The following is a 12,407-nucleotide window of genomic DNA, read 5'->3' as shown; positions in this document are numbered from 1 at the left end:
GGGGGCGCCCGCGGAACTGGCTCTGCCAGGCCGCTGGGTGCGCCCCCCTCGCGCAGCAGAGGGGGGTTGGCGGAGCGCGCAGCGCGCAGACTGGGGGGTTCGTCATTTCGCCAGAAACTCGACGATCAGATCGCGCACGCGAGCGAACATGTCGGCGCCGGTAGAGGTGGGCAGCCCGCGCGCCCGGGCGGCGGCGATCAGCGGCGGCACGGCCGGCATGGTGACCACGCACGCGACGAAGGTGCCGGGCGCCAGGCGCTCCACGTCCACCGGCAACGGGTCGCCCTCGCGCATGCCGGCGGGCGAGGCGTTGACGACCAGCTCGAAGCCGCTCGGGTCCGGCGATCCGGCAGTGACGGGACAACGGCCCAGCCCCCCCAGCCGCGCGACCAGCGCGTCGCGGCGCACCGGGTCGCCGTCGTGGATGGCCAGTGACGCCACGCCGGCCATCACCAGCGCATGCGCAATCGCCGAGCCCGCACCGCCGGCACCGACCAGCAACGCCCGCTTGCCGGCGGGCTCGCCGCCCCGGTCGCGGATGCCGGCCACGCAGGCCGTGCCGTCGAACATGTCGCCGTGCCAACTGCCGTCCGGGTTGCGGCGCATGGTGTTGGTGGCGCCGAGGAAGGCCGAGCGTTCCGACAGCGTGCCGCACAGCGGGGCGCAATCGAACTTGTGCGGCACGGTGACGATGATGCCGTCCACGTTCTGCGCCAGCGAGACGCCACGCACCCAGCCCGCCAGGTCGCGCGGCGCCACATGGGCCGGCATGACCATGGCGTCCATGCCCAGCGCGTGGAAGGCAGCGGTCACGCCCGCAGGCGATTTCACCTGGGCGATGGGGTCGCCAACGATGTAGTGGATGCGGGTGGCGCCGCTCAGTTCGGTCTCGGGCATCTGCAAAGTCTCCTGTGGTGGGCCTGGGCACTGCGCCGGGGCCGGTGGTGGCTTTGATTTTAGAATCGTTTAGAACAAAGTTCAATATTTGAACATCATTCCATTTTTGACTATAGTTCAATCTAGTCGACTTGACGAAGAACTTGAACCCATCCCGTACGCTCGCCGCTCTCCAGACTCACCAGGAACCCTCATGCGCTGCGTACCCCCACCATCCGCCCAGCTGTGCGCCGTGCCCCCGGCGCCGAAGGCCACGCCATGAGCGGCGTGCTCGAACGCACGCTGGGCATCCTCGAGCTGCTGACCCGGCACGGCGAGGGGCTGGAACTGGCTGCCATCGCCGACCAGCTCAACATGCCGCGCAGCGCCGCCCACCGGCTGCTGGTCGACCTGGTGCGCTATGGCTACGTGCGCCAGCCGCGCGAGCTGGGCCACTACATGCTGACGACCAAGCTGGTGGCGATGGGGCTGTCGTTCCTGTCGAACAGCGGCCTCGTCGATTTCGCGCAGCCGCTGCTGGACCGGCTGGCCGAGCAATCGGGGGAACTGGTGCGCCTGTCCGTCATCGATGGCGAGCGGCTGACCTGGGTCGCGCGTGCCCAGGGCGCACGCCAGGGCCTGCGCTACGACCCGGACATGGGCAGCGACGCACGGTTGTCGTGCTCCTCATCGGGCCTTGCGTGGATGGCGGCGCTGAGCGACGACGAAGCCGTGGGCCTGGCCTCACGCCAGGGCCTGGGCCAGCCCGAGGACTACGGCCCCAACGCGCCGCGCACGCTGGCCGACATGCTGTCCATGGTGCAGGCCACCCGGGCGCGTGGCTACAGCGTCACGGTCGATACCTACACAGCCGGGCTGTCGGCCATGGCCACCGTCGTGCAGCTGCAGGGCCAGCCGCCCATTGGCGTCATCACCATCGCCGGCCCGTCCGCCCGGCTGACCGAAGCGCGCATGCACGCGCTGGCCGCGCCGCTGCTGGACGCCGCCCAGCAGATGGCGGCGGCCAGCGGCACCTCGCCGTTCTTCCAGCGTTCGCCCGGCGGGGCCAACCCGCGCGGCCGGGTGCCGATCTACGCGCCTTGAGGGCGCCCTCCTCCATGCCTGCCAACCCATCGCCTGAACCCTCCTCCAACGCGCTCGACTGCGACCTACTGGTCATCGGCTCGGGCGCCGGCGGCCTGGCCACCGCCGTCACAGCAGCGCAGCTGGGCCTGTCGGTGGTGGTGGTGGAGAAGGAGGCGCAATACGGCGGCACGACGGCCTGGTCCGGCGGGTGGATGTGGATCCCGCGCAACCCGCTGGCGCAGGCCGCCGGCATTCGTGAGGACATCGCCGAGCCGCTGGCCTACCTGCGCCACGAACTCGGTGCGCAGTTCGATGAGGCCCGCGCCCGCATCTTCCTGGAGCAGGGGCCGCGCGCGGTGGACTTCTTTCAGCGCCGCACGGCGCTGCAGTTCGCCGATGGCAACGCCATCCCCGATTTCCACGGCCGCGCGCCGCATGCCGGCACGGGCGGCCGCTCGGTCTGCGCCGCACCCTTCGACGGCCGGCGCCTGGGCGCGCGCATCCGCGAGCTGAAGCCGCCCCTGCCCGAAACCACGCTGTGGGGCATGGGCATCGCCTCCGGCCGGGAGCTGCGGCACTTCCTGGACGCGACGACCTCGTTCGCTTCCTGGCGCTACGTGGCCGGGCGGCTGGCCGCCTATGCGCGCGACCGGCTGCTGCACGGGCGCGGCATGCGGCTGGTCAACGGCAACGCCATGGTCGCAGCGCTGGCGGCGTCGGCATTTGAGGCCGGCGTGCGGGTGTTGACCGCCCACCCGGCGCAGCGGCTGTTGCGCGACGGCACCCGTGTGTGTGGCGCCGTGGTGCGCGGCCCGCAGGGGGCGGTGACGGTACGCGCCGCGCGTGGCGTGGTGCTGGCGTGCGGCGGCTTTCCGCACGACACCGACCGCAAGAAAGCGCTGCTGCCGCACGCGCCCACGGGCGCCGAGCACTGGTCGGCCGCCAGCCCCGGCAACACCGGCGACGGCCTGAGGCTGGGCGAATCGGCCGGCGCCTGCGTCGCCCGTGACCTGGCGCACGCCGCCGCGCTGGCACCGGTCTCGCTGGTGCCGCGCGCCGACGGCACGGTGGCGCATTTTCCGCACCTGATCGAGCGCGCCAAGCCCGGCCTGATCGCCGTGTGCGCCGACGGCCGGCGCTTTGTCAACGAGGCCGACGGCTACCACGACTTCGTGCAGGGCCTACTACGCGCCACGCCCGCAGGCACGCCGGTGCAGGCCTGGCTGGTGTGCGACCACCGCTTCATCCGCCGCTTTGGCCTGGGCGCCGTCAAACCCGCGCCCATGCCCATGGGCGCCATGCTGCGCCGGGGCTACCTGCGCCGCGGCCGCACGCTGGCCGAGCTGGCAGTGGCCTGCGGCATCGACGCCGCCGGCCTGCAGGCCACGGTGGCGCGCTACAACCCGATGGCCCAAGCCGGCCGCGACGACGAGTTCGCCAAGGGCGAGACGCCCTACAACCGCATCCAGGGCGAGGCCGCGCCGCACCGCGTCAACGCCTGCATGGCACCGCTGGTGCAGGGGCCGTTCTACGCCGTGCGCATCGTGCCCGGCAGCCTGGGCACCTTCGCCGGTCTGCGCACCGACGCCAGCGCACGTGTGCTCGATGCAGGCGGCCAGCCGATCGCCGGCCTGTACGCCGCCGGCAACGACATGAACAGCCTGATGGGCGGCCACTACCCCGCAGGCGGCATCACGCTGGGGCCGGCGCTGACCTTCGGCTTCATCGCCGCCCACCATGCGGCCGGCCAACCGCTGCCCGCATCCGACCCTTTTTGAACCAGGAGCCTTGCATGTACTACGAACTCGCCACCCTCACCCTGCCCATGGGCACCGCCGCGCGGGCCGCCACCCAGGTCCAGGCGTATTGCCTGGCGCCCGAGGCCGGCGGCGAACTGCTGGGCTGCTGGACCAGCGACATCGGCGTGCTGAACCAGATGCTGGTGCTGCGCGGCTTTGCCGACCTGGCCGCGTTGCAGGCCGAGCGCGCGCGCACACAGCAGAGCAGCAGCCCCTTCGGCTGCGGCGACTTCTACCAGCGGCTGGAGCAGCACAGCTATGAGGGCTTCCCGTGGATGGCGCCGGTGCGGCCGAGTGCCGAGTCGGGCACCACCGGGCCGGTCTACGAAATCCGCAGCTACGGCATCCAGCCCGGCGGCACGCGGCCCACGATCGCTTTGTGGCGCGAGTACCTGCCCCCGCGCGAGAAGATCTCGCCCTGCGTGGTCGCCATGGTGGCGCTGGACGGCGCGGCGCGCTTCACCAACATCTGGGCCTACCCCACGCTGGACGCGCGCAGCAAGGCCCGCGCCGACGCCGTGGCCCAAGGCATCTGGCCGCCCAAGGGCGGGCCGGCGCACCTGACGACCGAGATGGTGTCCACCATCGCGCTGCCCACGGCCGTCTCGCCGCTGAAGTGAGAGGGTGATGACACACAACGCCGCGGCGACGGGCGACATCGCGCACAACACAGCGTCCCCGGCGGGCAGTGAGCCGCACGCCGTGGGGGGCGCGGTGGCCCGCGCCTACTCTCTCGCCTACCTGACCTCCCACCGCAGCACGCCGGCCGAGGCCATCCGCATCGCGGCGGCGCATGGCTACGGCTTCGTCGGCCTGCGCCTGTGGCCCAACGCACCCGGCGCACCACAGCAGCACTTGCTGGGCCAGCCCCAGGCCCTGCGCGAGACGATCGCCGCGCAGCGCGACACGGGCGTGGGCGTGTTCGACCTGGAACTCATCCGCATCGGTGCCGATTTCGATGTGCACCGCTGGGACGCGCTGATCGACATCGGCGCCAGCCTGAACGCCAAGGCCATCCTGGTGGCCGGCGACGACCCCGACGAGGCGCGGCTGACGCAGAACTTCGCGCGCCTGTGCGAATCGATGCAGCCCTCTGGCATGACAGCCGATCTGGAATTCATGCCCTGGACGGCCGTGCCCCACGCGCAGGCGGCGCTGCGCATCGTGCGCAATGCGGGCACGCCTGCGAATGCCGGCATCCTGGTCGATGCGCTGCACTTCGGCCGGTCGGCGACCACGCGGGAGGACATCCGCGCCATCCCGCGCGGGCTGCTGCACTACGCGCAGATCTGCGATGCCGAGGCCGGCACGCACTTCAGCACCGAGGCGCTGATCCACACCGCGCGCTGTGCCCGGCTGCCGGCGGGCGAGGGCAGCATCGACCTGAAAGGCCTGTTCGATGCGCTGCCGGCCGACCTGCCGATCAGCGTGGAGGTGGTGAACCTGGAGCGCGAGCAGCAGGCCAGCCCGTCGGCCTGGGCGGCAGAGTGCCTGGCGGCCAGCCGGCCGTACACGGGGTAGTCCGCCGGCTGATCAGCGGCCTGGCGGCCTGAGCCAGTGTTTCGGCGGCGCTGCCGACGTGCTTCAGTCGAAGCGAAAGTCGGCGCTCGCCGCCTGCCCTGGCCGCAGCGCGTGGTCGATGCCGTCCAGCACGATGGCGTTCATGCCGAACGCGATCGCGCCGTCGACCACCTCCAGCGCCCGGTAGGCCTGCATTGCATCGCCCACCTCGGGGCTGGACAGGGCGGTTGCCGGGTCGATGTTGGGGATCGGGCAGCGCGGGCAGGGTTTGACCATCTTCAGCTGCGCGACGCCATCGGCCGTGGCGATGTGCAGCACGTCCAAGCGGTCTTCGTCGTGCGCGTCGATGCCCTCCAGCACGATGTTGGGGCGAAAGCGCTCGATGCCCACGGCCGCGTGGCCGGCCGCCTGCAGCCGCGCGTTCAAGCCGTCCAATGCCGACTGGCCCAGCACCAGCACGGCGAAGCCATCGGCAAACTGGGTCTGCGCGTCCACATCGCCGGTCCAGCGCTTGTTGGACAGGCGCTTGTGCTCCGGGTCGAAGCGCACCAGGCGCAGCGCGCGGGGCGGCGTGCCGGCCGGCCGCTCGGCGTTCAGGAAATCGCTGAACCACTGGGCGGCCACATCGCCCATGTCGTAGGCCTGCACGCGGTCGCGCCACACGCGCACCTGCACCGGCGCCTCCACCGTGTCCAGCGCGATGTGCAGGGCCAGCATGCCGGGCGCGCGCAGCACCATCTCGAAGTGCTTGAGCTGCGGGCGGATCAGCGCCATGCGCGGCAGCTCGCGCTGGGTCACGAACACGCCGGCCTCGTCCACCACCATCCAGGCGCGGTCGAACTCCAGGCCGGTCTCGGTCAGCAGCACCTCGGGCACCTCGACGCCGGCGCAGGACTTGACCGGGTAGACGAACAACCGCGCGATGCGGGCCTCCACGTCGCGCGTGGGGGTGTCGGGGCCGGTAGGTGGGGCAGCGTCAGAGAGGGTCACGGTGGGGGAACTTCCGGGTGGCAAGGGGACACGAATTGTGCCCGGCCAGCCTGCCCCGGCCCGGCAAACCCGACTCCTACAATCCCGCGATGCCTTCATCCCCTGCGTTCGACATCTGCATCCGCGGCGGCGGCATCGTGGGCCGCACGCTGGCCTTGCTGCTGGCACGTGAGCGCCTGCGCGTGGCCCTGGTGGCGCCGCCGGCCGGCGCGGCGCGCCGTGGCGGCGAAACCTCGGATGTGCGGGCGTATGCGCTGAACCTGGCCTCACGCGAGCTGCTCGAATCGCTGCGCTGCTGGCCCGACGCCGCGCACGCCACACCGGTGCAGGCCATGCACGTGGTCGGCGACGACGGTGGCCAGGTTCATTTCGACGCCGCACGCCAGGGCCAGGGCCAGGGCGTGCCGCTGGCCTGGATCGTCGACGTGCCTGCGCTGGAGCAGCGCCTGGCCGAGGCTGTGCGCTACCAGCCGCAGATCGAGCTGTGCGATACCGCCCCCGCCGCCACGCTGACGGTGGTCTGCGAGGGCAAGGCCAGCAGCACCCGCACCGAGCTGGGAGTGGACTACGACGTGCACCCCTACGGCCAGAGCGCCATTGCCACGCGCCTGCAATGCGCCCAGCCCCACGGCCAGGTGGCACGGCAATGGTTGCTGGCCAATGAAGTGCTGGCCTTGCTGCCGCTGGGCGGCGCCAATGGCGACACGGTGGCCGTGGTCTGGTCGCTGCCGCAAGACCGCGTGGCCGCCAGCATGGCGCTGGACGATGCCGCGTTCGCGCAGGCGCTGGAACAACTCAGCCACGGCGCGCTGGGCGCGTTGCAGGTCATCGGCGAGCGCGCCGTCTGGCCGCTGCAACTGGCCCAGGCCCGACATTTCGCGGGCGTGCGCACGGCGGCCGATGGCCAGGCCCTGGCCTGGGCACTGGCCGGCGACGCCGCCCACACCGTGCACCCGCTGGCCGGCCAGGGGCTGAACCTGGGCCTGGGCGACGCCGCAGAACTGGTGGCCGTGCTGCGCGCGCGCGAGCCCTGGCGCAGCGTGGCCGACCTGCGCCTGCTGCGCCGCTACGAACGCGCTCGCAAGACCGCGCTGGCGGCCATGCGCCTGGCCACCGACGGGCTGCAGCAGCTCTTCGCCCACGACACGCCGGCCTGGCAGGGGCTGCGCAACTGGGGCATGAAGGGCTTCGAGCGCAGCGGACCGATCAAGACCTGGGTCGCGCGCCGCGCCAATGGCCAGTGACCTCTCGCTACCCTTTTGAATGGACCATCCGATGAAGCTTTCCCTGCGCCGCGGCGCCCTTGCCGCCCTGCTCCTGGCCGCCCTGCCGGCCTTTGCCCAGGAGGCGGCGATCCGCAAGAACCTGGCCGAGCGGCTGCCGCAATTGCCGGCGATCGAGGAGGTCAGCAAGACCCCCGTGGCCGGCCTGTACGAGGTGCGGCTCGCCGGCGCCGAGATCGTCTACACCGATGCTGAAGGCAACTTCCTGATCCAGGGCCAGGTCTACGACACCAAGGCCCGGCGCAACCTGACCGAGGAACGGCTGGACAAGCTGACGGCCATTGATTTCAGGCAGCTGCCGCTGAAGGACGCCTTCACGATGAAGCGCGGCGACGGCTCGCGCAAGCTGGTCGTGTTCGCCGACCCGAACTGCGGGTATTGCAAGAAGTTCGAGCGCGATCTGGAGAAGATCGACAACGTCACCGTGCACCTGTTCCTCTACCCGGTGCTCGGGCCGGATTCGCTGACCAAGTCGCAACACGTCTGGTGCGCCAAGGACAAGGCCAAGGTCTGGTCGGGCTGGATGCTGCGCAACGAGGTCATTCCGGCCGCGCAATGCGACGCCTCCGCCATCGCGCGCAACGTGGACTTCGGCAAGAAGCACAAGATCACCGGCACGCCGACGCTGCTGTTCGCAGACGGCACGCGCGTGCCGGGGGCCGTGCCAGGGGCCGAGGTCGAGCAGATGCTGGTCGCCGCGAGCAAGAAGAACTGAGCGGCACCCGGCATCGCGCGAGCGGTGCCGGCGCGCCCGTAGCGCCACGGGCGCTCCTGTATTCTCGGTACATGCCGACGCTTTCCTCCCCCGCGCCCCACGCTCCGGCGGCGCGCAGCACGGGCTCTGACCCGCACCACGACACCCCCCCTGTTGCCTACCGCGTCGAACTGGCCGACCTGCACGCCCACCTGTACCGGGTGACGCTGACGGTGCAGCAGCCCTCGGCGCTGCAGCGCGTCTCGCTGCCGGTGTGGATTCCCGGCAGCTACATGGTGCGCGAGTTCTCCAAGCACCTGCAGCAGCTGGAGGCACACCAGGGCCGCCGCGCCGTGGAATGCGTGCAGCTGGACAAGCACAGCTGGGACCTGACGGCCGAGCCCGGCAAGCCGCTGGTGCTGCGCTACGTGGTGTATGCCAACGACAGCTCGGTGCGCACGGCCTTCCTGGACAGCCACCGCGGCTTCTTCAACGGCACCAGCCTGTGCCTGCGCGTGCACGGCCACGAGGCGCAGCCGCATGGCTTCGAGCTGGTGGCATCGCGCACCGCAGCCAACTGGCACGTGGCGACCGGCCTTGCCAGCGTGCAGGTCGATGCCGCCGGCTTCGGCCACTACCGCGCGGCCGACTACGACGAGCTGGTCGACTGCCCGTTCGAGCTGGGCCACTTCTGGCAGGGTGAGTTCAAGGCCGGCGGCATTCCGCACCGCTTCGTGGTGGCCGGCGCGCCGCCATCGTTCGACGGCGCGCGGCTGCTGCACGACACGCAGAAGATCTGCGAGGAGCAGATCCGCTTCTGGCACCCGTCGCACAAGGGCGAGAAGCCATCGGACAAGGCCGACAAGAGCGCACCCCGCAGCGCGCGCCCACCGCACAAGCGCTACGTCTTCATGCTGAACGCGGTGGACGACGGCTACGGCGGGCTGGAGCACCGCAACTCCACGGCCCTGCTCTGCAACCGCCGCGACCTGCCGCGCCGCGATGAAGCGACCGGCAATGGCAATGGCAGTGGCAATGCCAACGGCGAGGGCACGCCTGCCGGCCACACCACACGCCAGGCCGAGGGTTACACCACGCTGCTGGGGCTGATCAGCCACGAGTACTTCCACACCTGGAACGTCAAGAGCCTGCGCCCGGCCGAGTTCGCGCGCTACGACTACGACGCCGAGCAGTACACACGGCTGCTGTGGTTCTTCGAAGGCTTCACCAGCTACTACGACGACCTGCTGCTGCGCCGCGCCGGGCTGCTGGACAACGCCGGTTACGTGCGGCTGCTCAACAAGACCATCAACCAGGTCATGCAGACGCCGGGCCGGCTGGTGCAGTCGGTGGCCGAGGCCAGCATGGACGCCTGGGTCAAGTACTACCGCTCGGACGAGAACACGCCGAACGCCACCGTCAGCTATTACGCCAAGGGCGCGCTGGTGGCGCTGTGCCTGGATTTGACGCTGCGCGCCGAGGGCCGCACCCAGCTCGACGACGTGATGCGCGCACTGTGGGCCCGTTGCGATGCCGGCCCGCTGGCCGAGGCCGACCTGGCCGCCGTGCTGGCCGATGCCGCCGGCCGCCCGCTGGACGCCGAGTTGGCCGCCTGGGTGCACGGGCGCGACGAGTTGCCGCTGCGCGAGCTCCTGACGCGCCACGGCGTGGCGGTGCACGACGACCCCGCCCAGCTGACGCAGCGCCTGGGCCTGCGGGTAGGCGATGGCCCTGGCGTGCACGTCAAGATGGTGCTGCGCGGCGGCCTGGCCGAGCAGGCCGGCTTTGCTGCGGGCGACGAGTGGCTGGGCGTGGAGACCGAGAACGGCGGCTGGCGCCTGAGCCGCCTGGACGACCTGCCGCTGTATGCCGGCCGCACGCGGCACCTGACAGCGCTGATCGCGCGCGACCAGCGCCTGCTGCGGCTGCGGCTGGAGCTGCCGGCCCCAGGCGAGGGCAAGACCTGGCGGCTGGCCATCGACAACGCGCTGGCCGTGGAGGCCTGGCTGGGTCGCGCGGCGGGGGCGAAGACTGCCTGATCCTGGCCTACGCCACCGCTTGAACGTGTGAACTGACCTTGTGACTCAGGCCGCCAAGGCGGTGTGCGCGCCTTCGGCGGCCCCATCCTGGACCTCGGACGTCCACCTGCGCCGCGATTCTCTGGCCACGATTTTCTGATGCACCAGACGGTCTACATCGTTGATCCGATCCAGAACCGCCGTCACCGTTTCGTTCCCACGCAATCGCTCGATCACCATCAGCCGCACGAGTGCGTCGCTGGTCGCTGGCACCTTGCCAGTGCGCTCCCACAGGCTGACCGATTGGTCGGTGGACCCGAGGCACGTGCCAAGGTTGTCCTGCGACAACCCAAGTTCGATGCGCAGGAAGCGCAGCTCTTTCCCGGTGATCCGACCCTTCTTGTTCAGAATGGCGCTCACCAGCACCTTGTGCAGCCCATCCGCATCGTCGATGGAGACTCCCTTGCCGTAAGGCGTCTTGCGCTCCGTGTAGCCGTTTTCCAGCCACACGTTGTCGAGCCCGCTCTCGGTGTAGTGGTACATCGTTTTTCCTTTCATCGCGCTTAGATCCAAGCCGTCACGCAGATCAGGTCCGGGTAGTCGTCGTTCAGGGCCACCACGACCGTGCAGTTGCAGCCCGCGCAGTACCGCTCCATGCGGCACTCCAGCGTGCCCTTCTGGTGGTTTTCCTCAGGCACCTGCACGATCTGCCCAAGCCGCAGGCACTCGTAGACCATCGACGCCGTCACCCTTCTCTCTTGCATCCGCCGCTTCATGTGGACCGTCAGCACGACGTTGGCCGTGACCTTCGCAACCAGGCGAATGTGCTTGGCTAACTGGTCTTTGCTCTTCTTTCTCAGCGCCTCGCAACCCATAATTTTTATGCCTCGATGGTGATCGTACTCCCAATCAAGGCGTCGCGTTTTTGCTGTAACGATCGATCAGTCGATCTTCGCCCCAGACGCGCGCACCACTGCGCCCCACTTCTCGATGTCGGCCGCCAGCACGGTCGCGAACTCGGCCGGCGTCGTGGCATAGGGCTCGGCGCCCTGCGCGGCAAAGCGCTCGGCGACGTCCTTGTTGCGCAGGATCTCGTTCACATCCTGGTTGACCTTGGCGATCAGCTCGCGCGGCATGTTCTTGTGCGCCACAAGGCCGAACCACGGGCTCACGTCGAAGCTGGCAAAGCCGCTTTCGGCCACCGTGGGAATGGTGTTGAACGCCGCCGCCCGCTGCCGGCTGGTGACGGCGATGGGTTGCAGCGCGGCGGTGCGGATCTGACCGGCCACCGACGGCAGGCTGGTGAACACCACGTCGATCTGGCCGCCTAGCAAATCCTGCAGCGCCGGGGCCGCGCCGCGGTAGGGCACGTGCACCATCTTCACGTTGGCCGCGCTGCTGAACATCTCGCCGAGCAGGTGGTTGACCGAGCCGTTGCCGGCCGAGCCGTAGGTGACGCGGCCGGCACGCGCGGCATCGGCCAGCTCGCTTGCCGTCTTGAAGGCGGCGCCGGCCTTGGCGACGACCACGAAGGGCACGGTGGCCAAGGTGGCCACGGGCGCGAAGTCACGGCCCGGGTCGAAGGTCAAGCCCTTGTACAGCGCGCCGTTGATGGCCTGGGTGCCCACATAGGTCATCAGCAGCGTGTAGCCGTCGGCCGGCGCGGCCAGCACCGCCTCCATGCCGACGTTGCCGCCGGCGCCAGCGCGGTTCTCCACCACCACCGGCTGGCCCCATTTTTCGGTCAGCCTCTGCCCGACGATGCGGGCCAGCGCGTCGGACGCGCCACCCGGCGTCTGCGGCACGACGATCTTGACCGGCCGGTTGGGGTAGGTGGACTGCGCGCCGGCCAACGTGGCGGTGGCCAGCACCGCTGTGGTGAGCAGGGTCTTCAGAGTGCGCGTGGGGGACATCGGATCTCCGGTTTGAGAGTCTGCGCCGGCTGGCGCGAAGCCCTGCAGTACACCGCCCCACCCGCCTGGCCACAAGCGGGAATTCCTGCGCGCGAAATTCAGCCGGCTGAACAAGCGCTGGATATCAGCACGGCGGGGCGCGCCCTGCCCCGGTTTGTTCGCCCGGCCGAACGGCACGCCGGGGCGCGGGGCTAGAGTGCCGCCACCCCGACCACCATCACGACCAC

The 12,407-nt window shown here is 70.4% G+C and carries 12 protein-coding genes; 7 read left to right on the top strand and 5 right to left on the bottom strand.

Translation table 11 applies throughout. The annotated features are described in order from the left end of the window. Nucleotides 1-102: 102 nt before the first annotated feature. Complete coding sequence (locus AC099J_RS08810) at nucleotides 103-897, bottom strand: shikimate dehydrogenase family protein (RefSeq protein WP_479614858.1); 795 nt, start codon at nucleotides 895-897, stop codon at nucleotides 103-105. 258 nt (nucleotides 898-1,155) lie between these two features. Between AC099J_RS08810 and AC099J_RS08805 the strand changes: the two genes are divergently transcribed. Genes AC099J_RS08805 through AC099J_RS08790 form a run of 4 tightly spaced genes read left to right on the top strand, consistent with a single transcriptional unit; the run spans nucleotide 1,156 to nucleotide 5,282 of the window. After that, complete coding sequence (locus AC099J_RS08805; protein ID WP_479614987.1) at nucleotides 1,156-1,980, top strand: IclR family transcriptional regulator; 825 nt, start codon at nucleotides 1,156-1,158, stop codon at nucleotides 1,978-1,980. Nucleotides 1,981-1,994: 14 nt separating this feature from the next. Beyond that, on the top strand, nucleotides 1,995-3,740 hold the full coding sequence (locus tag AC099J_RS08800) for an FAD-dependent oxidoreductase (RefSeq protein WP_479614857.1): 1,746 nt from the start codon (nucleotides 1,995-1,997) through the stop codon (nucleotides 3,738-3,740). Between the two features lie 14 nt (nucleotides 3,741-3,754). Continuing rightward, nucleotides 3,755-4,381 (top strand): NIPSNAP family protein, encoded by a 627-nt coding sequence (locus AC099J_RS08795; protein ID WP_479614856.1) that lies wholly within the window; start codon nucleotides 3,755-3,757, stop codon nucleotides 4,379-4,381. A gap of 7 nt (nucleotides 4,382-4,388) precedes the next feature. Next, on the top strand, nucleotides 4,389-5,282 hold the full coding sequence (locus AC099J_RS08790) for a sugar phosphate isomerase/epimerase family protein (protein ID WP_479614855.1): 894 nt from the start codon (nucleotides 4,389-4,391) through the stop codon (nucleotides 5,280-5,282). Between the two features lie 63 nt (nucleotides 5,283-5,345). Here AC099J_RS08790 and AC099J_RS08785 read toward each other — a convergent pair whose 3' ends face one another. Then, nucleotides 5,346-6,272 (bottom strand): MOSC domain-containing protein, encoded by a 927-nt coding sequence (locus tag AC099J_RS08785; protein WP_479614854.1) that lies wholly within the window; start codon nucleotides 6,270-6,272, stop codon nucleotides 5,346-5,348. A gap of 89 nt (nucleotides 6,273-6,361) precedes the next feature. Between AC099J_RS08785 and AC099J_RS08780 the strand changes: the two genes are divergently transcribed. From AC099J_RS08780 to AC099J_RS08770, 3 genes are all read left to right on the top strand, one after another. Further along, entirely contained in the window at nucleotides 6,362-7,516 is a 1,155-nt protein-coding gene (locus AC099J_RS08780; protein ID WP_479614853.1) for an FAD-dependent monooxygenase, read from the top strand. A 31-nt stretch (nucleotides 7,517-7,547) separates the two neighbouring features. Next, nucleotides 7,548-8,270 carry a DsbC family protein gene (locus tag AC099J_RS08775; protein ID WP_479614852.1) on the top strand — a complete coding sequence of 241 codons (723 nt, stop codon included), beginning with the start codon at nucleotides 7,548-7,550 and terminating at the stop codon, nucleotides 8,268-8,270. A gap of 71 nt (nucleotides 8,271-8,341) precedes the next feature. After that, nucleotides 8,342-10,288 (top strand): M61 family metallopeptidase, encoded by a 1,947-nt coding sequence (locus tag AC099J_RS08770; RefSeq protein WP_479614851.1) that lies wholly within the window; start codon nucleotides 8,342-8,344, stop codon nucleotides 10,286-10,288. Nucleotides 10,289-10,333: 45 nt separating this feature from the next. Here AC099J_RS08770 and AC099J_RS08765 read toward each other — a convergent pair whose 3' ends face one another. From AC099J_RS08765 to AC099J_RS08755, 3 genes are all read right to left on the bottom strand, one after another. Beyond that, entirely contained in the window at nucleotides 10,334-10,810 is a 477-nt protein-coding gene (locus tag AC099J_RS08765; protein ID WP_479614850.1) for a helix-turn-helix domain-containing protein, read from the bottom strand. Between the two features lie 20 nt (nucleotides 10,811-10,830). Continuing rightward, nucleotides 10,831-11,043, bottom strand: coding sequence for a DUF4258 domain-containing protein (locus AC099J_RS08760; protein WP_479614986.1), 213 nt, complete (start codon nucleotides 11,041-11,043; stop codon nucleotides 10,831-10,833). A gap of 165 nt (nucleotides 11,044-11,208) precedes the next feature. Next, nucleotides 11,209-12,180, bottom strand: a complete 972-nt coding sequence (locus AC099J_RS08755) for a Bug family tripartite tricarboxylate transporter substrate binding protein (protein WP_479614849.1) — start codon at nucleotides 12,178-12,180, stop codon at nucleotides 11,209-11,211. Nucleotides 12,181-12,407: the final 227 nt, after the last annotated feature.

The sequence above is a fragment of the Rhodoferax sp. RT4P68 genome (assembly GCF_056521305.1).
The sequence above is the reverse complement of the archived record's forward strand: the minus strand, read 5'-3'. Positions and strand labels throughout refer to the sequence as shown.

Coding starts and splice junctions, on each gene's coding strand:
- AC099J_RS08810 (WP_479614858.1), bottom strand. CDS start 897: ATGCCCGAGACCGAACTGAGCGGCGCCACCCGCATCCACTACATCGTT.
- AC099J_RS08765 (WP_479614850.1), bottom strand. CDS start 10,810: ATGTACCACTACACCGAGAGCGGGCTCGACAACGTGTGGCTGGAAAAC.
- AC099J_RS08800 (WP_479614857.1), top strand. CDS start 1,995: ATGCCTGCCAACCCATCGCCTGAACCCTCCTCCAACGCGCTCGACTGC.
- AC099J_RS08780 (WP_479614853.1), top strand. CDS start 6,362: ATGCCTTCATCCCCTGCGTTCGACATCTGCATCCGCGGCGGCGGCATC.
- AC099J_RS08805 (WP_479614987.1), top strand. CDS start 1,156: ATGAGCGGCGTGCTCGAACGCACGCTGGGCATCCTCGAGCTGCTGACC.
- AC099J_RS08755 (WP_479614849.1), bottom strand. CDS start 12,180: ATGTCCCCCACGCGCACTCTGAAGACCCTGCTCACCACAGCGGTGCTG.
- AC099J_RS08775 (WP_479614852.1), top strand. CDS start 7,548: ATGAAGCTTTCCCTGCGCCGCGGCGCCCTTGCCGCCCTGCTCCTGGCC.
- AC099J_RS08760 (WP_479614986.1), bottom strand. CDS start 11,043: ATGAAGCGGCGGATGCAAGAGAGAAGGGTGACGGCGTCGATGGTCTAC.
- AC099J_RS08795 (WP_479614856.1), top strand. CDS start 3,755: ATGTACTACGAACTCGCCACCCTCACCCTGCCCATGGGCACCGCCGCG.
- AC099J_RS08770 (WP_479614851.1), top strand. CDS start 8,342: ATGCCGACGCTTTCCTCCCCCGCGCCCCACGCTCCGGCGGCGCGCAGC.
- AC099J_RS08790 (WP_479614855.1), top strand. CDS start 4,389: ATGACACACAACGCCGCGGCGACGGGCGACATCGCGCACAACACAGCG.